Raw genomic sequence first — 24,192 nt, 5'->3', positions numbered from 1 at the left:
CCCGGCTTCACCGCGACGCACATTCTGTTGTGCGGTACGCTCTAGCGTTCTGCTCATCTCGCTAAGGGGTATTCGTGTCTGCTGCCGCACATCATGTTGGTTCATCGATTCCCGCCTCTCAGCGGCGCAAGCTCATCGAGGTCAGCATCCCGCTGCAGAAGATCAATGAGGCGGCAGCCAGCAAACGGCCGGTGAAGCATCCGTGGAGCATTGCGTACTGGTGGGCTCGTCGTCCGTTGCCCGCCGCTCGCGCAGTCCTGTTCGCCCAGCTCGTCGATGATCCGGCGTCGCGTCCTGATTTGTACCCCACCGTCGAGGATCAGGAGCTGGAGCGCAAGAAGCTGTTCAAGCTCATCGAGCGGCTCGTCGTCTGGGAGAACTCGAATGACGAAGCGCTGCTGCGTCGGGCTCATCGAAAGATCCTGGAGTCGACCGACGGCAACCCGCCGCCGATCTTGGACCCCTTTGCCGGCGGCGGAACGATTCCCTTGGAGGCCCAACGACTGGGCCTGGAAGCGCATGCGTCCGATTTGAATCCCGTGGCAGTGCTCATCAACAAGGCCCTGATCGAGATTCCACCGAAGTTCGCCGGGCAGCGGCCAGTCTTCCCCGGTGCCGCCGACGAGACCTTCCAGGATTGGCCCCGCGCAACCGGTCTGGCCGAGGACGTCCGACGCTACGGCCAATGGATGCGCGACGAAGCGGAGAAGCGCATCGGGCATCTATATCCGAATGCCACGCTGCCGGATGGTTCCGAGGCGACAGTCATCGCGTGGATCTGGGCTCGAACAGTCACCTGCCCCAACCCCGAGTGCCGCATCGCGATGCCGCTGGTCCGATCGTGGTGGCTGGGCAAGAAGAAGGGCAAAGAGTCCTACGTCGTTCCGGTCGTCGAGGGCAAGACCGTGCGGTTCGAGATTGGTCATGATCCGGCTAACGCGCCGACGGCCGAGACCGACGGAACTGTTGGGCGAAACGGTGCGACGTGCGTTCGGTGTGGCTCGGCCGTCGAATTGAAGTACATCCGTGGCGAAGGCCAAGCCGGTCGGATGGGATCGCAACTCATGGCTACGGTCGCCGAAGGCGACCGTCGACGGGTCTACCTGGAACCGTCACCGGAGCACGCAGCAGCCGCCGACGTCGCACGGCCCGCAGATTCGCCTCCCGGCGAACTGTTTGACTGGCCCGGTCGCATTAACGTTGTACGTTACGGGCTCGCGAAGTTCGCCGACCTCTTCACCCCACGCCAACTCACCGCGCTCACGACGTTCAGCGACCTCGTCAGCGAGGCCCGCGAGCATGTTCTGCGCGACGCCGTCGCCGCCGGAATGCCCGGGGGCGAACGTCTCGAAGCCGGCGGCACCGGCGCTGCTGCCTACGCCGATGCGGTTGCGACGTATCTCGGCCTGGCACTGCTCCGTACCGTTGATCAGTCATCCTCGATCACCACATGGCATAACAAGAACGAACAGATACGTTCGACCTTTGCCCGACAGGCCATTCCGATGACATGGGACTTCCTTGAGGCGAATCTCGTAGGCGACGCTTTGGGATCGTGGGTGGCGCATCTGAAACTGACCTCGGATGGCGTCGCAACGCTACCGGCGTCTGCAGATGGGTTCGCGACGCAAGCCGACGCTGCCCGCGTCGACTTGTCCAACTCCGTGATCTCCACCGACCCGCCGTACTACGGCAACATCGGCTATTCCGACCTGTCCGACTTCTTCTACGTGTGGCTGCGCCGCTCTCTTAGAGACGTCCACCCAAGTCTTCTCTCGACCATGCTGGTACCCAAGGCAGACGAACTGGTCGCTAACCCCTATCGCCACGGCGGCAAGGAAGGGGCGCAAGAGTTCTTCGAAGACGGTTTCCGCGAGGTCTTCCGTCGGGCCCGCGAGAATGCGCTGCCCGACTTCCCCATTACCGTCTACTACGCCTTCAAGCAGCAGGACGCCTCGAAAGACGGCCAGGCGTCGACGGGTTGGGAAACGTTGCTAGAAGGCATGATCACCTCCGGATGGCAAATCACCGCGACCTGGCCGATGCGCTCGGAACTCGGCAACCGGATGCTCAGCCAGGGCACCAATGCTCTCGCCTCGTCCATCGTGCTTGCCCTCCGTCCACGCCCCGAGAACGCACCCCGCATTGACCGTCGCGGATTCACGGCAGCCCTGAAAGCCGAACTGCCACAGAAGCTCCGGGAGCTCCAGCAAGGATCGATCGCTCCCGTCGACCTCCCGCAGGCAGCCATCGGGCCAGGCATGGCGGTGTTTTCCCGCTACAGCCGGGTGATGGAGGACGACGGATCGTCGATGACGGTCCGCACGGCACTGCAACGGATCAACGTCATCCTCGACGAAGTGCTCACCGAATTGGAGAACGACTTCGACTCCGAGACCCGCTTCGCGCTTACCTGGTTCCGCCAGCACGACTTCGGCACTGGAGTGTTCGGCGACGCGGAGAACATCGCGAACGGGCGCGGGATCTCTCTCGACCACCTGGAACGCGCCGGCATTCTCACCAAGGGCGGCGGCAAGGTCACCTTGATCGCGCCGCGCGATATGCCCGTCGACTACGACCCGTCGGGCGACGAATCGATCAGCCAGTGGGAGGTCGTCATGCACCTCACCCGGGCGCTCGCGACCGATGGCATCCCGGCCGCCTCGGCTCTTTTGGGCCAGGTCCCGTCCGCCGTGGACCGGGATCTCTGCCGAGAACTCGCGAGCCTGCTGTTCAAACTCGCCGAAGACCGCAAGAGGACCGCCCTCGCCGTCGACTTCAACCAACTCGGCGCCGCCTGGAACGACATCGCTCGCGGTGCCGAAACCACCGGAACCCAGGGGACGCTCATCTGATCGCCGAGCGTCGCCGAGCACCGCTACCACCAGCAGGACATGCGTGTCGGTACCGGAAGCTATATTGAGCCCGAACAATCTGTTGTGCGACAGGAGCAAAACGCCGTGGCAATGACCAATCGAGATCGCGTCCACAAGGCGATGGATCTGCTCGGCCCGGCGTTGAACCGTTTCCTCGCCAAAGTCCTCGCTCCCGACCTCGGCGACAGTCCCTGGGTGAACCTTCTCCGCCTACGCGATCAGAACAAGGGCGCCTCGACCGACAAGCTCTACAACCCCGACGACCCGATGGTCGGCTTGCGCATCATCACCGAGAATGTCCCCAACGCGGTCCGGAAAGGGTGGTACCCGTTCAACGACCATCTCTCCCGCGTCCAATCGAGCTGGGCCACTGAGCTGCGAGAGGTCCGCAACAGGGATTCGCACAACGAGCCGTTCACCAACGAGGACGCACAGCGCGCACTCGACACCACCGAACGCTTCCTCATGGCGATCGGCGCCCCGACCGAGGCCGAGCAGGTGCGGAAACTGCGAAACGACGTGGTCCGCATCGCCCACGACCGCGAAGATGTCGCCACCGCTCGCGGCAATCCCAGCCTCGCCGTCGGGTCGGAGAACCTGCCGCCGTGGCGCGAGGTGCTGTCACCTCACCCCGACGTCGCCAGCGGCAACTTCAACGCCGCCGAATTCGCCGCTGACCTGTACTCGGTTGCCAACCCGAACGCCGACGCCAAGAAGAATCCCGAGTACACAGATCCCGTCCAGTTCTTCGAACGCACCTACCTCACGCACGGCCTGCAGGATTTGATCAAACGCAACGTCGCGCGGCTGTCCGGAGACCTGAACGCGTCGCCCGTCGTCAATCTGCAAACCAATTTCGGCGGCGGCAAGACGCACTCGATGCTGGCACTGTGGCACCTCGCGTCCGATACACCGAGTTCGGCCTATCCCGACGACGTCGCCGCACTCGCAGGTCCGCTCGATGCGCTGCGCGGAACGAAGATCCGTCGCGTCGCCCTGGTTGGCAATCAGCTGGAACCGGCAAAGCCCGATACACGTGACGGGCGCCCCGGGATCCGGACCGTGTGGGGCGAGCTCGCCTGGCAACTCGGCGGGCAGGAAGCCTTCGAGATCGTCGCCGACGCCGACCGCACGTCCACCAGTCCCGGCGCAGCACTCCGCGAACTATTCGAGCTGTACTCGCCCGCGGTCATTCTCATCGACGAGTGGGTCGCCTATGCACGCCAACTCGTCAACACCTCCGACCTTCCGGGCGGCGACTTCGACACACAGTTCACCTTCGCCCAGACTCTCACCGAAGCCGCCAAGGCCACCAAAGGCGTCCAAGTCGTCGTCTCGATTCCCGCTTCGTCGAACCCGAATGACGGCGGCGACGAGATCTCCGACGAAGAGGTCGGCGGCGAGTACGGCCGCGAGGCGCTGATGCGGCTGCGGCAGATCATCGGCCGCACCGCCGACCAGTGGCAGCCGGCCAACGCACAGGAGAGCTTCGAGATCGTCCGGCGTCGGATCTTCGCGACCCCCGACGCGGAGGCGATGACCAAGATCGGTGCGATCGCCAAGAGCGTCGTCGAGTTCTACCGCAAGCATGCAGCAGACTTCCCGAGCGAAGTGCGCGACAACTCGTACGCCGACCGGATCAAACAGTGCTACCCGATCCACCCCGAGTTGTTCGACCGGCTCTACGAAGATTGGTCCACTCTCGACCGGTTCCAGCGCACCCGTGGCGTCCTCAGGGTGATGAACCAGATCGTCGGGTCGCTGTGGCGCGCGCAGGACAAGGCGCCGCTTATCCTTCCGGGCGGAGTGCCGCTGGAGAACCCGGACTTTGTCGATGAGATCCGCTACTACCTCGACGAGAACTGGGGGCCGATCATCGACAGCGATGTCGCAGGTACCAGGTCGGTCCCGTTTCACGTCGACAAGGACAACGACGTATTCGGCAAGCGCGGCATCGCCGAGCGTTTGGCCCGCACCGTCTTTATGGCCGCGACGCCCGCGCTACACACCGCGCACAAAGGAGTCGACAAGCCACGGATCTTCCTTGGCACAGCAATCCCCGGCGACACCCCGGGCAACTTCCATTCAGCGCTTGACCACCTCGCGAACAAGTCGACCTACCTCTACACCGAGGCCTCGCGTTTCTGGTACGACACTCAGGCCAACACAACCCGCACGGCGCGCGACCACGCGGACAACCTCCCCGACGCCGATGTTTGGGCCGAAGTCGACCGGCGCCTCGCCGACGCGCGAAAGTCGTCCCCAGACCGCACCTTCGCCGCCGTCCACGTGAGTCCGTCCTCGTCTGCCGAGGTTCCCGACGAGGCCAGCACCAGGCTCGTCATCGTTCCGATGCGCTACTCCCACTCCGCTCGCACTAAGTCCAGCAAGGCCGTTGACTGGGCGAAAGAGGTCATAGAGCGCCGCGGCGAAGGAAATCGGACGTTCAAGAACTCGCTTGTCTTCGTCGCCGCTGATGCCAATCGTGCGCCCGAACTCGACGCCGCGGTCCGCGAGTTCCTCGCGTGGCGACACGTGTACCAGAATGCGGAAAGTCTGGGTCTGGGAGGACAGCAAACGACACAGGCCAGGACCCGAATGCAGCGCGCCGACGATATAGTCGCCACCCGCCTCCTGGACACCTACGTTTGGGGGATCTACCCTCGCCAGTCTCCGGGCGAGCCCACGTACTCCGTCGATACGTCGTCGACTAGCGGTACGGCTGCCGATCTCATCGAGCGCACCGCACGCAAACTCGAGGATCAAATCGCGACCGCGAGGTCAGCCAGCCTGATTCGAATGGATCTCGACGGGCCGTTGGCGCCCGCCTGGGAGTCGGGCAGCATCACCGCGGGTGAGTTGCACACCTACTACGCGACGTACCCGTACCTACCGCGGCTGCGTGACCGCGAGACATTGTTCGATGGCCTGCGCGCCGTCGACGACGAGATGCTCTGGCACAACGACGGTTTCGCCTTCGCGGAGGCGTACGACCCGACGGCCGGCAGATTCGTCGGCCTCCGTCTACCGCGCGACTCCGAGGCCGCTCACGTCGTCGAATCCACCTTGATCATCAAGCCGGACATCGCGCAGGAGCAACGCGACGAGGAGGTGCGAGACTACGCGGCCACGCCCGACGACGATCAGACCGTCAGTGGCGCCGCTGGCACGGCGGAACCCCGAACGCCATCTCCTGGGTCCGAGTCATCGCCGTCGAAAACTCGTTACTTCGGCTCGGTCACTCTTGATCCGAATCTGCCGGCGAAGGCCTTCAACGAGATCCATCGCGAAGTGCTCCAGCATTTGTCAGTGCCCGGGTCTAGAGTTCAGATCACCTTGGAGATCGAGACAACCGCTTCGGATGGGTTCCCCGAGAACGTGATTCGTACGGTTCGTGAGAATGGAACAACTCTGCGGTTCACGCAGAACGAGTTCGAGTAGGAGGCAGAATGACGGACAGCGATGGCCTCCGTCGAATATCCACTCGCCTCGCGTGTCGGTCGATATTCAGCGTCGAACATGATCCCCGGCTCGTCGACAAGGTCCGCGAACAAGTGCGCTCGTGGTGCCTGTCGAAACGGTGGGACGCGAACGCGATCGCAGACCCAGGAATCGCCGCGGTGGCAAATGGCGTGCACGCGTCGTTTGTCGAAGAAGAACGCCAGGACGACAGCACTATCGCACGTTGGCGTTTCACCCAGACCGGGTCCGACGGAACCTGGACAACCCAGGTCACGACCGTGCTCCATCGCGACAGATCAGGTGTCGTGTGGATCGACCTGTACGCTCCGGGCGACAAACGCCCGGCACCCCCAAGGGTCATTCGGAACATCAGTGAGGTCGTCGACGCACTGGACGGTGGATACCACTCCCCGGCCGCGCCGGTGCGCGCATATCCGGACGACGTCGACACCATCTTGGGAACGCTCACCGACGAGCGGCGACGCGGTCTCGTCTTTCTTGCCGGGTCCGACGACCGTCTCGGCCCTATCTCACAGTGGGTGGCACACGTTACGAAACTGCTCAACGGAACGAACGGGTTGGCCACGGCCTACATCCTCGACGCAGAGACAACCGAAGAGCTGAACTCGCGGATGTCCCCCGCCCATGCGGTCAAGCCATGGACGATCCGGACCTTCTACCCGAATCCAGACTTCAGCAGCGCGGACGATGCCCTGCGGCATCGAATTCTGAGTACGAACCGCATAGCGTCGTCGGACGATCGTGGCGTCGCTCAGATCCTTAGGAACGCAGCTCTCCGCAACTCCACGGAGCTGCCACTGCCGAGGGAACTCGTGCGTGTCGACCGACGTCTTCGGGCCATGCTCGATGACGCGCTAGTTCAACGCGCTTCGGCAACTGCCGTGGCACTCGAGGCCACACCACCGCTCTCCGCGGGCCAGGCCGGCACCAGCAACAAGGTCCCCGCCGACTCCTCTCGTGCCCGGTCTGCGTCGAAACGGGAGCGCTTCACCCCAGCACTTGTCAACGCGCTGCGAGACGGCTTAGAGAAGGTCGTGGGCCAGGCCGAATTGTCAATCGAAGCTGTCTCCCAACTCGTCGCGGTTGCTCTTGACGGAATAAGGAATCGACAGAACCTTGACCTGCTGAGGCAAAGGTTGAGGGCGCTCGAAGCTGAACGCGGCGTCCTTGAGGACGAACACACCGAACTGCAGCGCCAGTTGGAAGATGCCCAGCTCGATCAAGCAGTTGATCAAGAGCGCCTCGACGACGCCAACCGAGAACTCCGCCACCTGCGCAGCGAACTGGCCAAGCTCGATCAAGGGTCTGTCGAATGGGCCACCGAGCGCACAGCACTTGAGTTCCCGCCGGAATCGTTCCGCGACCTGCTTGCGCGTATCGACGATCTCGATCACATCGAGTTCACTGGCGACCCAAAACAAACGGTCGAACTCGATGATCATGACCACCTGGGCACCTGGGCAAAGAAGACGTGGAACATCATCAGGGCTCTCAACGACTATGCGCACCTCAGGTCGACCGGGGCGTTCGCCGGGTCTGTCGATGATTACGCGGCCAACACGCCCATGGGATGTGTGGGGATAACCGGCCACAAGGCGGGCGAAACACCGCAGACACAAAACCACCCCAAGTACCGAAGGATTCGTACGCTGCCCGTTCCGACGTCGGTCAATCCGGAAGGAAAGGTATTCATGGGTGCTCACGTGGCAATCGCAAAGCTGGGTATGATCAGCCCGCGCCTGCACTACTACAGCGATGCATCGCGCTCGGGCAAGATCTACGTCGGCTACATCGGCAAGCACCTCGACAACTTCCGGACGACATAGTTCGGCCGCGAGCTAACCGTCGGCTTCGCCCGCCAGGCGCTCGTACAACTCCTTCTCCACCCGCGAACCATCCGTCAGCTCCGGCGACTGCTCGGGAAGGAGGCCGTTGGCGTCGGGCAACAAGTACGTCGGCGGAACGTCGAGGGCGACGGCAAGCCGGTACACCGTCGAGAGCTGCGGGTCCGAGATGAACGGCTCGCGGTTGCTGCGCGCCCGCTCGAGGTTGGACACCTGGTTGCGGTGCATACCTGCCTTGTGGGCCAACGCCTCTTGCGACAGGCCTCGTTGGCGTCTGACCAGCGCCAATCGGAATGCGAATGAGTTGGCGTACGTCCCCCAGTCGAGGGATCCGCGAACTCGTTCCGGCACGCGGTCCAATCTTCTCGAACCACATCACATTGTCAGCACACCGTGATGTGCGGGCACGGTCGGCGGGGTAGTGGGCACGGTCGGCGCGAAACTGGGCACGGTCGGCGCGAAAATGGGCACGGTCGGCGGGAAAGTGGGCACGGTCGGCGGGTGAGGCTCGCCACTGGGCCCAGATTTCCTGTTGCGCGAAAAAGTGTTAGTCAGTAACACTTGTCGACATGTCGTCATACTTGTTCAACCTCGGACGCTTCTCATTCCGTCACAAGTGGTGGGTGATCGGCGCCTGGGTCGCCGCGCTCGCCATCCTCCTCGGCCTCATCGTTGGCCTGCAGCCGAAGTTCTCCAAGGATTTCGAGCTGCCCGGCACCGACGGCGGTGTCGCGATGGAGCAAATGCAGGAGTACTTCCCCGATCTGACGAAGTCCCAGACCGAGGCCAACACCATCGTCGTCATCGCGACCGATAAGAAGAACCCCGGCGACACGCTGGCCAACCACACCAAGGAGATCGACAAGCTCGTCGCCGATCTGCAGAATCTGCCGGCGGTCGCCGACCGGAAGACGATCGCCAACCCGGTTACCACCGCGCATAAGATGCCGGCGATCGCCCCGAAGGTTCTCGGTGACGACGGCCGCGTCGGCCTGATCACGGTCCACCAGTCGCTGAACGTCATGGACCTCAAGACCAAGGACAAGGAAGCCCTGACCGAAGTCCTGGCCAAGCATCGCGGCCACGGTCTCCAGGTCGAGGCGACCATGGGTGTGATGCAGGCCCAGGAGGAGCCCGGCCAGGCCGAGATGCTCGGCTTCGCCGTCGCCTTCGTGGTCATGATCGTCGCCTTCGGCGCCATCATCGCCGCCTTCATCCCCTTGATCACCGGCATCGTCGGCGTCGGCCTGACGATGATGCTGCTGATGGTGTCCGCGAAGTTCATGACGGTCAACCAGACCGCGACCGCTATCGTCACCATGCTCGGCATCGCCGTCTCCATCGACTACGCGCTGTTCATCGTGTCGCGATACCGGACCGAACGCAGTCGCGGCGGCGATCCCGCCGACGCTGCCGGGCGCGCCGTGGGCACCGCGGGCTCCGCCGTCGTCTTCGCCGGGCTCACCGTCATCGTCGCCGTCGCGGCGCTCATGGTCATCGGCATCCCGCTGATCACCCAGATGGGTCTCGGCGCCGCCATCGCCGTGGCGGTCGCCGTCCTCGCGGCCCTGACGCTGATCCCCGCACTGCTCGGTGCGACCGGCCGGTTCGCGTTCACCCCGAAGATCCCCTGGATCCGGCATGCCGAGGAGTCGGCGACCGCGGACACGCTCGGCGTGAAGTACGGACGGGCGATCGTCAAACGTCCCATTCCGTTCATCCTCGGCGGCCTGCTCATCCTGCTGCTGGCGGCGATTCCGATGGGACGCATGGAACTGGGCATGGACACCGTCTCCGACGACGAGGTCGCGGCGCAGTCGCTGCTCAAGCGCGGTTTCGGCGAGGGCACCGGCGCCGACCTGTTCGTCGTGGTCCACACCAAGCAGGGCACGGTCAACGCCGCGGCCGATGCCGCCGTGAGCCAGATCAAGGGCTTGCCCGGCGTGGCCGTTCCCGAGGCGATTCAGTGGATCGGCAACGGCAAGGCACCCAATCCGAACGCCGAGGCGAACACTGCCCTCATCCAGGTGACCCCGACCAGTTCGGCGTCGTCGGAAGCTACACACGATCTCGTCGAGCGCATCCGCGCGACCAGTCCCGACATCGCCAAGCAGAACGCCGAAATCCACGTCGGCGGGCAGACCGCGATCATGTCGGACCTGACCGCCAAGCTCGACAAGGCACTGATCCCCTATCTGGTGGTCGTGGTCGGTCTCGCCTTCCTGATCATGATCGGCGTCTTCCGGTCGCTGTGGGTGCCGCTCATCGGCACGCTCGGGTTCATCTTCTCGGTGCTGGCGACCTTCGGCGCCACCGTGTGGTTCTTCCAGGAGGGTGCGCTCGGATTGATCGACCACACCAAGCCGATCCTGTCCTTCCTGCCGATCTTCCTGATCGGCGTCGTGTTCGGCCTCGCCATGGACTACCAAGTCTTCCTCGTGACACGAATGCGCGAGGAGTACATCCACGGCATGAGCGCCAAGGACGCTATCGTCGCCGGCTATCGGCACGGAGCGCGCGTGGTGACGTCGGCGGCGATCATCATGATCAGCGTGTTCTCCGCGTTCATGCTCGCCCCGGACACGATGGCGAAGATGATGGGCTTCGCCATGGCGATCGCGATCTTCTTCGACGCGTTCATCATCCGCATGACGGTCGTGCCCGCGGTCATCGCGCTGCTGGGCGACCGTGCGTGGGGTCTGCCGAAGTGGCTGGACAAGCTGGTGGTCAATTTCGACATCGAGGGGGAAGCCGTCCGCGATCGGGGACTCGAACCAGCCCCGGTCTAGCCATGGCAACAACACACACCGACGGCGGGGTGCGGGCCGCGAAGAAGGCTCGCACCCGCGCCGCCATCCGCGCGGCCGCCGTGGACCTGTTCGCCAAGCAGGGCTTCGCCGCCACGACCGTCGAGCAGATCGCCCAGACCGCCGGGGTCTCCCACACGACCTTCTTCCGCTACTTCCAATCGAAGGAACAGGTCATCATCAGCGATGACCTGCAGGAGCAGCGTGACGCGGCGCTGGCCGCCATACCACCCGGCCTCAACCATTTCGACCTGCTGCGCCGGATGATCTCCGACCTATTCGAGATCGCACTTGCCGACAAGTGGGCGTCATGTCACGAGCGGGTCGAACTGATCAACAGCGAGCCGGAGTTACATCGCGCCAATCAGGTCGAGGCCGAGCGAGCGATCTCCGAAGCCGCCGAGTTCATCGCCGATTACGCCGGCGTGCCGGCCGACGACCTGCACCTGCAAGTCTTCGTCGCCGCAATCAGTGGGGTGATGTTCTACATCGCCAATTCACAAGAGGTGATCGATCACGAGGAGGCGCTGGCCCGATTGCTCGCCGCGATCGACCTGCTCGAACGAGGCCTCCCGCTGCGCGGCTGAGCACCCGGCGGAACCCGCACCGCGCTACTTCTTAGTGGGCACCCCACCGAGATAGGTGTTCACGACCGGGATGGCGCCGATCTTGTCCGGTGCCACCGTCAGCGGATTTCCGCCCAGCACCACGAAGTCGGCCACCTTGCCCGGCTCCAGCGATCCGATCCATTTCTGCATACTGTGCTGGTTCGCCGGCTCGATCGTCACCGCGCGCAGCGCCTCTCGCGCGGTGGCGCGATGCTGTGACCCGAGGACGTAGGACTTCGCGAAGTCGGGGTACGCCCACGTCTGGCGGGTGACGGCCTGCTGCATGAACCACAACGGTTTGGCCGGCGTCACCGACGAGTCGCTGTGCAACGACCACGGCGTCCCGTACTTCTTGTCGTACCCGACCGGGTCGAGATTCTCCCCGGCTCCGGGACTGAGCATGTTGTTGAACGCGTCGCCCCAGTAGCCGACGTGTCCGATCAGGTGCGTCACCCTCACGTCCAGCTCGGGCACCTTCTTCCCGTCGATCTCGTACTCGCCCCGACGCAGCTTCGCCAGGTCCGCCGACACCGACTCGTCGCCGACGGTGTGGTGGATCAGCAGCACCGGCTCGGTCGCCCGCTTCTGCAGTTGCAGCCTCGCGATCGCCTCGATCATCCACCGGTTGGCGCCGTTGCCGTTCGCGTGCACCTGGATCCGCCAGTTGCCCGCCATCCAGTAGTCGGTCAGGTCTTTGACGATCTCGTCGGGACCGGAGACGTCCGCACGGCCTTCGCCCGCCCCATCGCAGTGACCGCCCTGCCGATACGAGATCGGCGGAGCCAGCTTGGCCGTGCAGCCCTGGGTCGAGCCGTCGACCCAGAGCTTGATGCCGCCGGCGCCGAGCCACTTGGGCAGGACACAGTCGGCGTCGGACTTCGGGTCGCAGCCCGGGCCGGTCGCGGTGATGCCGTCGCGGTTGGCGGTATCGAAGGTGACGACACCGGTCATCCGGAGCGGGAACTCCTTGCCGTCGGTCAACAGCTTGTCCATGTCGAGTTGCGTACGCCCCTGCACGCCGCCGTCCGCGATCGTCGTGAGACCCGCCGCGCGCAGCTTCTCGATCGACTTCATCACCTCTGGCAAGTGGTCAGCGACCAGCTTCTTCGGGTTCGCCTCGCTGAGCCCAGCCAGGTGCGTCTTCTCCATCGCGGCCACGAAGGACTGGTAGCCGGCGAACTCCTCGAGAACCCCGGTGTACTCGCCCTTGTCGTCCTTCACCCAGGACCCGCCGCCTTCGGCGACCGACGCCGGTGGTGCGCACGTGGGCTGCCCGCCGCACACGACTTCGAACGCCTTGCCGTTGGCGTAGGCGAGGTGCCCGGATTGGTCGAGGACGAGAACCGGGCGATCCTTACTCACGCAGGCGTCGAGGAAGTCCCTGGGACGCTGCGCGAAGGTGGTCGGTCCGCTGGTTCCGCACTTGCCCGGGACGAACTGCTGACGCGACGGGTCGAGGTTCATGCCGAGGATGAACTCGTTGTCGTCCTTACCGTCGGCCGGCGCCGCCGTCATCGACTGCAGGGCCGAGCCGATATCGGCGAGCCTGCCGCATTCCTCGGTGCTTCGCGATTCGTAGGGCGGTGGCAGGCACGGCGCAATGTTGTTGGTGCCCAACAGATCCTGAATGATCGTCAAGCTCAGGTGCATGTGCGGATCGATGAAGCCCGGAGCCAGCACCTGACCCGGATCGAGTCGCACCGTCGTGACGTCGGCGGGCAGTCCCTCGCGAACGTGCCTCTCCGAACCGACCTTCACGATGTGCCCGGCATCGTTCACCGAGATCGCCTCGGCAACCGTGTCCTGGGCGTCGACGGTGAGGATCGTGCCGACGTAAACCGTCGTGGCCCCGCCCTGCTCGCCCGAGTCGTCGGGAGTGCCGCATCCGGCGGCGACGCCGAGAAGCATTGCCGCAGAGAGAATCCCCAATACGCGCCCGCCAGTCCGCATGGCCGCCTCCAGAAAAGTGAACCGGTAGTCCGATGCACTCTATCCATTTCGGCCGTCCCTGGGCGCCGATACACTCATCCTCATGCCGTTCGCCCTGCAGCCGATCACCGAGGCCTTCTTCGACGATGCTCCGGTGCGCTATGTCATCGACGTCGAGGTGCCCGCCGCCCCGGACCACGTCTGGTCGGAATTCACCAGGCAGAACACGCTGGACTGGTGCCGCGCGCTGAAGAAGGTGACCTATACCAGCGCCGAACCCTACGACGAGACGACGACCCGCACGGCCGCGCTGGCCCCCGGCGGGGTGACGTTGCACGAGCAGTTCTTCATCTGGGATGAGGACCCGGCCGCGCACCGCTACCGGCACGCCTTCTACGCCAAGGACTCATCGGTCCCCTGGCTCAAGAAGTTCGGCGAGTACACGGAGGTGACGCCCGCGCCGGACGGCGGCAGCCGCATCGTGTGGAAGTTCGCGATGCAGCTCGGTGGCGTCGCGCTGCCGTCAGCGCTCTCCTCGAAAATCTCCGCCGCTGCCTTCGGCACGGTCAAGAAGGACACGCTCAAGCACTTCAGCGGCTGATCCCGCGCGCCAAACGCTCAGCGGTCCACAGCTCGACCGGACGCCCCTGATCGTCGGTGAAGCCGGTCAACGTCTCCTCGGGGTCGATCACCACCACGCGGTGTCCGGCGTCGTGCAGCTTGGTCGCCATCGCCGATGACGTGCGGCGCGCGACCGGCAGCACTTCGTCGACCCGGCCCATGTCGAAGACCACCAACGGAGTTGTCGGGGGATTCGAAACAATCTCGTGGATGAGCGCTTCGATACTGCTCAGAACAAGGTCACCCTGCAGCACGTAGACCGTCGCGTCGACGCCCTCGACGGTGGCGAGCTGGGTTTCGCGCAGCGAAGTGCGGCCAGGACGTCCGACATCCATGAGGTGTAGACCCATATCCTCCGACAGCATCTCCATCATCGCGACGCCTCGGGCGCTATTGCCGTGTGAGTCCAGCCGAGGCGAGAACACCGCGAGGCCGACTTGCCCTGGCAACACGCCGATGATGCCGCCAGCGACACCGCTCTTAGCCGGAATGCCGACGTTCGTGAACCAATCGCCCGCGGCATCGTACATGCCACACGCAGCCATAACACTGAGCACCTGACGATTCTCAACACGGCTGAGCATCCGCTCGCCCGTATTGGGCTGGACGCCGTTGTTAGCCAGCGTCGCCGCCATCAGTGCGAGATCACGGACGTTCACCGACGCCGCGCACTGGCGGATGTAGCCGGTGACCGCGGCGCGTGGCTCGGCCTCGAGTACGCCAGACGAGTGGAGCAGGTAGGCCAAACCCAGGTTGCGGTCGGCGGTGGCCAGTTCGGACGCCGCGACCTCCTCGTCGATCCGAATCTCACGTTGGGCCATCCGCGAGAAGTAGTCCAACACCCGGTCCACTGCCGGGGCGTCCTCGGTGTCGATCAGCGCATGGGTGGCGATCGCGCCGGCGTTGATCATCGGGTTGCGCGGCGTCCCCGTCTCCGGATCGAGCGAGAGCTCGTTGAACGCATCCCCGCTCGGCTCGACACCGACTCGGGCGACAACGTCGTCGATACCACGGTCGGCAAGCGCCAACGCATAGGCGAAAGGCTTGGACATCGACTGAATGGAGAAGTCGACGTCGACATCGCCGGCGGCATAGACGACGCCGTTCACCGTGCAGAGCGCCACCGCCGCCCGGTCGGTCGGGGCCGACGCCAGTTCCGGAATGTAGTCGGCGACCGCCCCGGAGGTGACGTGCGCCGTCTCGGTGATGACGGTGTCGAGGTAGTCGAGGATCGGTGACCGCATGCAAACCACACTTTCAATCGGGGCGACAGCCGGGCGGCCAGTCGACTGGCCCCAGCAATAGTGACACGCCAGTTGGGTTATTGCAGCGCCAGCGATCGGGGAGCCTGCCACGAGGCGGCTCTCAATCGCGCATGCCACACATCCACCAGCCGCCTCCCAGCGCGACCGGGCCGCGGCATTGCATTCCGTACATGTCGTAGCCCTCCGGTGACCCGGACGGCGAATACAGGAAGCCGCCAGCGTCGTCGGGCACTCCGATCCACTGCGGGAAGAAACGGATTCCGTCAGCGCTGATCCCGCCGGTGCTGCCCGACATCCGACCGTTGGCCGCGAGGTAGCGCAGGTGCAACGGCAACAAGTTGCCGTACATGTCGTCACCGGGATCGGCCGACAACGCGGCGTTGTACAACGGCCGATACGCCGAGTCGGCATGCCGGGTCACGGGGTCTCGATACAAATTCTCGCTCCGCTCGAATTCACTCGACCACCAATGGAATCACACCCACGCGCGACCCCAGGCCGACCACCGATGGAATCACACCCGCACACGACAAGGTCAGCCCCCGAGGGATCACACTCGCGTGACCAGCCCGTCCACCAATGGAATCAGGCGAGCGCACGGTCCAGATCGGCGATGAGGTCGTCGGCGTCTTCGATGCCGACCGACAGGCGAACCAGGTTGTCGGGCACCTCCAGGAGCGACCCCGCCGTCGACGCGTGGGTCATCGCACCCGGGTGTTCGATCAACGACTCGATGCCGCCCAGCGATTCGGCCAGCGTGAACACCTTTGTCCCGGCGCACAGGTCCAGCGCGCCCTGACGGCCGCCGGCCACCAGCACCGACACCATGCCGCCGTAGCGCTTCATCTGCTTGGCGGCAGCGGCGTGGCCGGGATGGTCGGGCAGGCCCGGGTAGAGGACCTTCTCGATCTTGGGATGCGCGCCGAGGAACTCGACGATCTTCTCGGCGTTGTCGGAGTGCCGGTCCATCCGGACGGCGAGGGTCTTGATGCCGCGCAGCGTGAGGTACACGTCGAACGGCCCGGGCACCGCGCCGGCGCCGTTCTGCAGGAAGGCGACAGCCTCGTCGATCTCGGCCGAGTCGGTCACCAGGATCCCGCCGACGACGTCGGAATGCCCGCCCAGGTACTTCGTCGTCGAGTGCAGAACGATGTCGGCGCCCAGCGCCAGCGGCTGCTGCAGATACGACGACGCGAAGGTGTTGTCCACGACGAGCTTCGCCCCCGCATCGTGGGCGACCGCCGCGATCGCTTCGATGTCGCCGATGTTGAGCAGCGGATTGGTCGGGGTCTCGACCCACACCAGCTTGGTTTGCGGGGTGATCGCCGCGCGCACCTCGTCGACGTCGTTCACCGCGGCCACCGAGTACGTGATCCCCCACTGGCTGAACACCTTGTCGATCAGCCGGAACGTGCCGCCGTAGGCGTCGTTCGGGATCACCAGATGATCGCCGGGACGCAGCACCGCGCGCAACGTCGCGTCGGTCGCCGCCATGCCCGACGCGAAGGCGCGCCCGTAGGCACCGCCCTCGAGCGCCGCCAGATTGGCCTCCAACGCGCGGCGCGTCGGGTTGCCGGTCCGCGCGTACTCGAAGCCGTCGCGCAGTCCGCCGACGCCGTCCTGGGCGAAAGTCGAGCTGGCGTAGATGGGCACGTTGACCGCACCGGTCTGCGGGTCCGGCTCGTATCCGGCGTGGATGGCCCGGGTGGCGAAGCCCTGTCCCGAGAGATCCTGGTCAGTCATTCTTTCCTCCGACGATGGGGTTTTTGCTCACGAATTCCAGCAGGTCGTGACGGGTGATGACGCCGATCGGCTTGCCGTCTTCGACGACCATCAGGGCATCGGATTTGCTCAGTTCGTTGGTCGCGGCCGACACCGGTTCGCCCGCGCCGATCAGCGGGAATGCCTCCCCCATGAACTGCGAGACGGGATCGGCGAGGTTCGCCTGTCCGGAGAACACCGCCGACAGCAGGTCGCGTTCGGTCACCGCACCGGCGATCTCCCCCGCCATGATCGGCGGTTCGGCGCCGACGACGGGCATCTGCGAAACACCGTATTCGCGCAGGATCTCGATCGCGTCGCGCAGCGTTTCCTGCGGATGCGTGTGCACCAGGTCGGGAAGCTTGCCGGACTTGCCGCGCAGCACGTCTCCGACCGTCGGTTCGGCGGCGTCCTTCCCGTCGAGCGTCGAGCGCAGGAATCCGTAGCTGTTCATCCACTCGTCGTTGAAGATCTTGCCGAGGTAGCCGCGCCCCCCGTCGGGCAGCAGCACGACGACGAGCGAGTCCGGTCCTTCGCGCTTGGCCACCTGCAGGGCGGCGACGACGGCCATCCCGCACGACCCGCCGACAAGCAAACCCTCCTCGCGGGCGAGGCGCCGGGTCATGTCGAAGGAATCGGCGTCGGAGACCGCGATGATCTCGTCCGGCACGTTCGGGTCGTAGGCCTGCGGCCAGAAATCCTCGCCGACGCCTTCGACGAGGTAGGGCCGCCCGGAACCGCCGGAGTAGACCGAACCTTCCGGGTCGACGCCCACGACCTTCACCGCACCGTTGGAGACCTCTTTGAGGTAGCGGCCGGTGCCGGTGATGGTGCCGCCGGTGCCGACGCCGGCGACGAAGTGGGTGATCTTGCCGTCCGTGTCGCGCCAGATTTCGGGCCCGGTGGTCTCGTAGTGGCTCTCCGGGCCGGCCGGGTTGGCGTACTGGTTCGGCTTCCACGCGCCCGGAATCTCGCGGGCCAGTCGATCGGAGACGTTGTAGTAGCTGTCCGGGTGTTCCGGGGGGACGGCCGTCGGGCAGACGACGACCTCGGCGCCGTAGGCGCGCAGCACGTTGCGCTTGTCCTCGCCGACCTTGTCCGGACACACGAACACGCACTTGTATCCGCGTTGCTGGGCCACCAGGGCCAAGCCGATGCCGGTGTTGCCCGACGTCGGTTCGACGATGGTGCCGCCCGGCTTCAACTCTCCGGACGCCTCGGCGGCGTCGACCATCTTCACCGCGATGCGGTCCTTGGAGCTTCCGCCTGGATTGAGGTACTCGATCTTGGCAGCCACGGTGCCAGAGCCCGGTTCGACGACCGAGTTGAGTTTGACGAGCGGCGTGTTGCCGACCAGATCGATCACGTGATTGGCGATGCGCATACCTCCATCGTCCCACCTGTGGGGCGCCCGGGCGCACCGGCCCCGCGGTTCCCGGTCAGGGTGAGCGGAACACAGTAGAGTTTCACTTGTGCCGTCAGCTGATTCCGACGAGAAGGCCGACCGGCTGCTCCGCGATGTCGGGGCCACGGTCGTGGCCGCTGGTGCCAGTGCCGCCGCGTCCTACGCCGCCTACAGCTACCTGAACTCGCAGGCCGCGCACGCGCGCCAGATCATCCCGCACCGAACCGACAATCCGCCCAACGGCGACGGCGTCTACTACCCCGACGGCCGCGGGCCGGTGCCGTTCACCCGCAGCATGACGGTCGACCTGCACCTCGCCGTGTACGGGGATTCGACGGCCGCCGGCCTCGGCGTCGACACCGCCGACGAGACTCCAGGGGTTCAGCTCGTGCGCAACCTGGTGCGCGAAACCGGGAAGATCGTGCGCTACAGCAACAAGGCGATCGTCGGTGCGACGTCCAAGGGACTGGCGGCGCAGATCGACGCCTCGCTGATCACCCGGTCGCGACCCGACGTCGCGGTGATCCTGATCGGTGCCAACGACGTCACCGCGGTCAACCGGGTGCGGTCGTCGGCACGTCGGCTCGGCCAGGCCGTGCAACTCCTCGTCGACGCCGGCGCGAAGGTCGTCGTCGGAACGTGTCCGGATCTCGGTGTGGTCACCGCGATCCCGCAGCCGTTGCGGTGGGTGATCCGGCAGTACAGCCTTCGGCTGGCCGCCGCACAGCGGTCGGCGGTCGCCTCGCACGGCGGGCGCCCGGTCCCGCTCGCGGACGTGCTCGCCAAGGAATTCCTCGCCCGCCCCGAGCACATGTTCTCACCGGACAACTACCACCCGTCGGCGGCCGGATACGCCCTTGCCGCAAGCATTTTGCTGCCGGAGGTGCTCGACGCCGTCGGCGAGTGGGGCGGGCCGCTGCCTACACCGCCTGAGGTCTCCGAGGTGGCCGAGTCGCGCCGGCTGGTGAACCGGATCCGGCGTTTGGTGCCATCGCTGTCATCGTCATGAACGCGCGGGAGTAATGTGACCGGCATGCCTGAAGCAGTCATCGTCGCCCATGCCCGCTCCCCGATCGGCCGCGCCGGTAAGGGGTCCCTCAAAGATGTCCGTCCCGACGAGTTGAGCCGCCAGATGGTGGCCGCGGCTCTGGGCAAGGTGCCCCAGCTCGACGTCAAGGACATCGACGACATTCACTGGGGCATCGGTCAGCCCGGTGGTCAGGGCGGCTACAACATCGGCCGCGTCATCGGCGTCGAGCTCGGCCTCGACCACGTCCCCGGCGTGACGGTCAACCGCTACTGCTCGTCGTCGCTGCAGACCACCCGTATGGCGCTGCACGCCATTAAGGCCGGCGAGGGCGACGTGTTCATCTCCGGTGGTGTCGAGAGCGTGTCGTCCTTCGGCGTCTCCGGTGCGGCCGACGGCCTGCCCAACTCGAAGAACCCGGTGTTCGACGAGGCCGAGGCCCGGACCGCCAAGGCGGCCGAGGGCGGAGCAGGCACCTGGCACGACCCGCGCAACGACGGCCTGCTGCCCGACGTGTACATCGCGATGGGCCAGACCGCCGAGAACGTCGCTTCCTACACCGGCATCTCCCGCGAGGACCAGGACCGCTGGGGCGTGCTGAGCCAGAACCGCACCGAGAAGGCCATCGCGGACGGCTTCTTCGCCCGCGAGATCGACCCGATCACGCTCGCCGACGGGACCACCGTGACGGCCGACGACGGCCCGCGCGCCGGGACGACCTACGAGAAGATCAGCCAGCTGCAGCCGGTGTTCCGTCCCGACGGGACGGTCACCGCCGGTAACGCCTGTCCGCTCAACGACGGTGCGGCCGCACTGGTCATCATGAGCGACACCAAGGCTAAAGAGCTGGGCCTGACCCCGCTGGCGCGCATCGTCGCCACCGCGGCGACCGGTCTGTCGCCGGAGATCATGGGTCTCGGCCCGATCGAGGCGGTGCGCAAGGTGCTGCGCGTCGCGGGTAAGAAGATCTCCGACATCGACCTGTTCGAGATCAACGAGGCCTTCGCGGTCCAGGTTCTCGGTTCGGCTCAGCAGCTGAACATCGACCACGACAAGCTCAACGTGTCCGGTGGCGCGATCGCCCTCGGCCACCCGTTCGGTATGACCGGTGCGCGCATCACCACCACGCTGTTGAACAACCTGCAGACCCACGACAAGACCTTCGGCATCGAGACGATGTGCGTCGGCGGCGGTCAGGGCATGGCGATGGTGCTCGAACGACTCAGCTGACCATCGATACCAACCGCTGCGCGGGCCACGAGGAGATCCTCGTGGCCCGCGCAGTCGGTTCCGACATCCCGGTCTAGCCGCCCGATAGACCGCAGGTGTCGGGTATCGCAGCTGAAACACGAGCTGCTAGCCCCGGCATCGACGCTAGGAACGACTCAGGTCCAAGAACGCTGAATGGCGCATCAAATCGCATGATCCATGACAACAGGGCGGCCCACGACCAGGATCCGACCCGTAGGCGACAGACTGTGTCCGCTACCTTCTCCATTTCGCCGTCGTCGAGCCACGGGGAGATCTGATGGGGCGCCAAGTGCAACAGAAACTCGCCCGTGCATGGCCAAGCATCCTTCTCATCGGAGCCTTTGAAGCGCGCCGCCAGGAATGTCGGCGCGTCAGGGGCCGGGAGTTCGCGGGGCTCGAAGGTCGGGCCTCCCGCGAACTTCGGGACAATTCGGTCCAACCGATAAACGCGCCATTCGGATGCGTCCAGATTCCAGCCGATCAAGTACCAGCGACCTTGTCGCGCGATCACGGAATGCGGCTCCACACGCCGAGGTGGAAAGGAGATGTCATCACGATAGTCGAAGCAGAGTATCTGACGGTCACGAGTGGCGGTGCTGACCGTCTCGAGTACCTTCGGGTCCACATCTGGGAACGCGGTCGGGGTGTCCGCAAAGCGGAGGTTATCGACTCGGTGCCGCAGTCTCGGCGGCATCACCTGCCTGATGGTCACCAGGGCGCGATCTGCAGCCTCGTCAAGATCGACCCCCGTCGACGGCGTGCACTGCAACCCCACCGCGATGGCTATCGCCTGCTCGTCGTCGAACAGCAGCGGCGGTAATTCGGATCCTGCGGCGAGCCGATATCCGCCATCGGGCCCCCTGGCCGCACCGATCGAATACCCCAGCTCGCGGAGCCGTTCGACATCACGACGAACTGTGCGAGTCGTCACCCCAAGGCGCTCAGCCAACGCCTGGCCGGGCCAGTCTTTGCGCGACTGCAACAGTGACAACAACATGAGCATCCGAGATGACGTTCCAGAGGGCATGTCACAAGTGTCGCAGAAATAGCGGACCCATCCTGTCCGGAATGCCGTGCAGTCTCGTATTGGCGGCGCCCGCCGCAACCACCTACAGATTGGACAGACAGATGAGCATCATCTCAACGACACACCTCAATCTTCCCGGCACCGCACGACAAGCGCTTGACTTCTACCAGTCCGTCTTCGGCGGAACCGTCACCATCCTCACCTATGGTGATTTCGGCGCGCCTCAGGACACTCCCGGTGCGGACAAGGTCGTCTTCGGCCAGATCGACAACGGCAGCGGTTTCCGCCTCATGGCCTACGACGTCCCCGGTAGAGACACCACCGACACCTCGACCGTCGCCGGAGCCACACGGCGCGAGAATGGCACGACCATCACCGACCGCACCTTCTTTCAGTCCGTGCGCGGTCAAAGTCTCGAGGAAGTCACCAGCATCTGGAACGAGCTGGCAGACGGAGCCGACATCGTCGAACCTCTGGCTGCGTCGGCATGGAGCCCGGGGTTCGGGATGCTTACTGACCGCTTCGGCCTGACCTGGGTCATCGATGTCGAGCCCCGTCGCCACACCTAAGCAAACTACGCGACCACGCGGTGTCAGCATTGCGAAACGGCCCCGAGGTGAACCTCGGGGCCGTTCGCGACTCCCGGCAGTGGCCGGGAATGTTTGCCTAGTCGCCCTGGAAGTACCAGAGCAGGCGCAGGATCTCGGTGTAGAGCCAGACCAGGGTGACGGTCAGGCCCAGCGCGATTCCCCATGCGGCCTTGGACGGGGCACCGGCGTGGATGAGGCGGTCTGCCTGGTCGAAGTCGACCAGGAAGCTGAACGCCGCGAGGCCGATGCACACGAGCGAGAAGATGATCGCGATCGGTCCGCCGTCGCGCAGCATGCCGACCTCGCCGGTGAACAGGCTGATGACCAGGTTGCCGAGCATCAGGACGACGACGCCGATGATGCCGGCGACCAGCATGCGGGTGAAGCGCGGCGTCACGCGGATGGCGCCGGTCTTGTAGACGACGAGCATCCCGAAGAACACGCCGAAGGTGGCGAGTACCGCCTGGCCGATGAGCATTCCGGCGTTGGCGCCGCCGTCGCCCGGACCGCCGGCGATGTCCATGTTGGCCAGCAGGTGGGAGAACGCACCGACGAACAGGCCTTCGAAGGCCGCGTAGGCGAGCACGATCTTGGGGTTGTCCTGCTTGCGCTTGAACGTCGCGTACAGGATGAGGCCGAGGCCGCCGATCATGCCGACGCCCCACAGCAGGAAGGCGGGGACGATCTCGGCGGAGATGGCGGCGTAGGCGGCCACCGCGAACGCCGCGAGCACCGCCAGCGTGATGCCGGTCTTGGTGACCACGTCATCGATGGTCAGAGCCCGGCCGGGCGTCGCCGGCGCGTACTGCGGCTGACCGGCCGAATCGAGGATGACGCTCTGCGCGCCTGGCACCATCTGCCCGAATCCGGCATAGGGTGACGCGGACTTCTCGTTGTCGCGGACGACGCCGCGCATCACGGGGTTGCTGGACTCTCGCACAGCAGGCTCCTTATTGGTAGAGGGAAAGCACGGTGGCTCCATCATTACCGTTAACGCCCGGAGCCGCCGATCAGTTCCAACTTTACCCTTTCTTGACTATTTCGCTCGATGCCCATCGGCCGATCGGACATCGTCGACGAATCGCTCCACTTCCGCACCGGTTGCCCGCTCGCCGACGACCGGCAGCAGCGCCCGCCCCAGGCACCCCGACCGCATGACGGATTCCGCGACCTCCAGGTCGTCGCCCCACGGGAGGTCTGGCTTGGCGATCATCAGCGACGCCACGCCGTGCACGACGGTCCACAGCTCCAGTGCGACCTGCAGCGTGTGTGCATCCTCGTCAACACCCGACGACGCCTCGGCCACCCAGCCGATGTCGACGAGCTCGCGCACGGTGCCGGCGAGCCGATTGAACGCCGCGGTGCGCAGCGCCTCGTCGACCATCGGGGTGCCGTCGCTGCCGGTGTGCCCGAAGGCGAACTGGTAGACGGCGCGGTGGTCGAGGGCGAACTGCACGTAGGTGCGGCCGAGGGCGCGCACGCGGTCCAGCGGATGGGTCTGGTCGTCCTCCGCCAGGGCGAGGGCCTCGTCGAGGCGGTCGAAGTACTGGCCGCACACGGCGTCGAGCAGCGCATCCTTGTCGGCGAAGTGCAGATAGATCGCCGGCGAACTCACCCCGACCGCGTTGGCGACCGCGCGGATCGATACCGCCTCGGCGCTGTCGTGCTCTTCGAGCAGCGCCATCGCCGCATCGAGGA

18 protein-coding genes are annotated in these 24,192 nt (G+C 65.3%); 9 read left to right on the top strand and 9 right to left on the bottom strand.

The genetic code is table 11. From position 1 onward, the window contains the following. Positions 1-74 precede the first annotated feature (74 nt). From GOARA_RS03585 to GOARA_RS19645, 3 genes are all read left to right on the top strand, one after another. Positions 75-2,855 (top strand): DUF1156 domain-containing protein, encoded by a 2,781-nt coding sequence (locus GOARA_RS03585; protein WP_007320928.1) that lies wholly within the window; start codon positions 75-77, stop codon positions 2,853-2,855. Between the two features lie 111 nt (positions 2,856-2,966). Continuing rightward, on the top strand, positions 2,967-6,317 hold the full coding sequence (locus GOARA_RS03580) for a DUF499 family protein (protein ID WP_245548345.1): 3,351 nt from the start codon (positions 2,967-2,969) through the stop codon (positions 6,315-6,317). Positions 6,318-6,325: 8 nt separating this feature from the next. Continuing rightward, on the top strand, positions 6,326-8,185 hold the full coding sequence (locus GOARA_RS19645) for a hypothetical protein (RefSeq protein WP_040521616.1): 1,860 nt from the start codon (positions 6,326-6,328) through the stop codon (positions 8,183-8,185). Between the two features lie 12 nt (positions 8,186-8,197). On the opposite strand, the gene GOARA_RS03570 is transcribed toward GOARA_RS19645, so the two are convergent. Further along, positions 8,198-8,554 carry a helix-turn-helix domain-containing protein gene (locus tag GOARA_RS03570; protein ID WP_007320925.1) on the bottom strand — a complete coding sequence of 119 codons (357 nt, stop codon included), beginning with the start codon at positions 8,552-8,554 and terminating at the stop codon, positions 8,198-8,200. Positions 8,555-8,772: 218 nt separating this feature from the next. Between GOARA_RS03570 and GOARA_RS03565 the strand changes: the two genes are divergently transcribed. Then, on the top strand, positions 8,773-10,992 hold the full coding sequence (locus GOARA_RS03565) for an MMPL family transporter (protein WP_007320924.1): 2,220 nt from the start codon (positions 8,773-8,775) through the stop codon (positions 10,990-10,992). Between the two features lie 2 nt (positions 10,993-10,994). Continuing rightward, positions 10,995-11,597 carry a TetR family transcriptional regulator gene (locus GOARA_RS03560; protein WP_007320923.1) on the top strand — a complete coding sequence of 201 codons (603 nt, stop codon included), beginning with the start codon at positions 10,995-10,997 and terminating at the stop codon, positions 11,595-11,597. A gap of 24 nt (positions 11,598-11,621) precedes the next feature. Here the strand turns inward: GOARA_RS03560 and GOARA_RS03555 are convergent, their stop codons facing one another. Beyond that, on the bottom strand, positions 11,622-13,526 hold the full coding sequence (locus GOARA_RS03555) for an amidohydrolase (protein ID WP_138947516.1): 1,905 nt from the start codon (positions 13,524-13,526) through the stop codon (positions 11,622-11,624). A 124-nt stretch (positions 13,527-13,650) separates the two neighbouring features. On the opposite strand from GOARA_RS03555, the gene GOARA_RS03550 reads away from it, so the two are divergent. Next, entirely contained in the window at positions 13,651-14,148 is a 498-nt protein-coding gene (locus GOARA_RS03550; protein ID WP_007320921.1) for an SRPBCC family protein, read from the top strand. On the opposite strand, the gene GOARA_RS03545 is transcribed toward GOARA_RS03550, so the two are convergent. The 4 genes from GOARA_RS03545 to GOARA_RS03530 all read right to left on the bottom strand — a co-directional run bounded on the left by GOARA_RS03545 (position 14,138) and on the right by GOARA_RS03530 (position 18,578). Then, a complete protein-coding gene (locus GOARA_RS03545; RefSeq protein ID WP_007320920.1) occupies positions 14,138-15,412 on the bottom strand; it encodes a glutaminase in 1,275 nt (424 codons plus the stop codon). The genes GOARA_RS03550 and GOARA_RS03545 overlap by 11 nt on opposite strands. A gap of 121 nt (positions 15,413-15,533) precedes the next feature. After that, on the bottom strand, positions 15,534-15,854 hold the full coding sequence (locus GOARA_RS03540; protein WP_007320919.1) for a hypothetical protein: 321 nt from the start codon (positions 15,852-15,854) through the stop codon (positions 15,534-15,536). A gap of 164 nt (positions 15,855-16,018) precedes the next feature. After that, a complete protein-coding gene (locus GOARA_RS03535) occupies positions 16,019-17,176 on the bottom strand; it encodes a cystathionine gamma-synthase (protein ID WP_007320918.1) in 1,158 nt (385 codons plus the stop codon). Continuing rightward, positions 17,169-18,578, bottom strand: a complete 1,410-nt coding sequence (locus GOARA_RS03530) for a cystathionine beta-synthase (protein WP_007320917.1) — start codon at positions 18,576-18,578, stop codon at positions 17,169-17,171. Before GOARA_RS03530 ends, GOARA_RS03535 begins: the two co-directional genes overlap by 8 nt. An 88-nt stretch (positions 18,579-18,666) precedes the next feature. Between GOARA_RS03530 and GOARA_RS03525 the strand changes: the two genes are divergently transcribed. Both GOARA_RS03525 and GOARA_RS03520 read left to right on the top strand, forming a co-directional pair. Then, on the top strand, positions 18,667-19,608 hold the full coding sequence (locus GOARA_RS03525; protein ID WP_007320916.1) for an SGNH/GDSL hydrolase family protein: 942 nt from the start codon (positions 18,667-18,669) through the stop codon (positions 19,606-19,608). A 24-nt stretch (positions 19,609-19,632) separates the two neighbouring features. After that, complete coding sequence (locus GOARA_RS03520) at positions 19,633-20,856, top strand: acetyl-CoA C-acetyltransferase (protein WP_040521656.1); 1,224 nt, start codon at positions 19,633-19,635, stop codon at positions 20,854-20,856. A gap of 73 nt (positions 20,857-20,929) precedes the next feature. On the opposite strand, the gene GOARA_RS03515 is transcribed toward GOARA_RS03520, so the two are convergent. Continuing rightward, complete coding sequence (locus GOARA_RS03515) at positions 20,930-21,880, bottom strand: helix-turn-helix transcriptional regulator (RefSeq protein ID WP_007320914.1); 951 nt, start codon at positions 21,878-21,880, stop codon at positions 20,930-20,932. Between the two features lie 65 nt (positions 21,881-21,945). On the opposite strand from GOARA_RS03515, the gene GOARA_RS03510 reads away from it, so the two are divergent. Continuing rightward, on the top strand, positions 21,946-22,473 hold the full coding sequence (locus GOARA_RS03510; RefSeq protein WP_245548344.1) for a VOC family protein: 528 nt from the start codon (positions 21,946-21,948) through the stop codon (positions 22,471-22,473). A gap of 97 nt (positions 22,474-22,570) precedes the next feature. On the opposite strand, the gene GOARA_RS03505 is transcribed toward GOARA_RS03510, so the two are convergent. Beyond that, a complete protein-coding gene (locus tag GOARA_RS03505) occupies positions 22,571-23,434 on the bottom strand; it encodes a Bax inhibitor-1/YccA family protein (RefSeq protein WP_007320912.1) in 864 nt (287 codons plus the stop codon). Positions 23,435-23,530: 96 nt separating this feature from the next. Next, entirely contained in the window at positions 23,531-24,178 is a 648-nt protein-coding gene (locus GOARA_RS03500; protein ID WP_007320911.1) for a TetR/AcrR family transcriptional regulator, read from the bottom strand. Positions 24,179-24,192 lie beyond the last annotated feature (14 nt).

This window comes from Gordonia araii NBRC 100433 (assembly GCF_000241265.1).
Classification (GTDB): domain Bacteria; phylum Actinomycetota; class Actinomycetes; order Mycobacteriales; family Mycobacteriaceae; genus Gordonia; species Gordonia araii.
The sequence above is the reverse complement of the archived record's forward strand: the minus strand, read 5'-3'. Positions and strand labels throughout refer to the sequence as shown.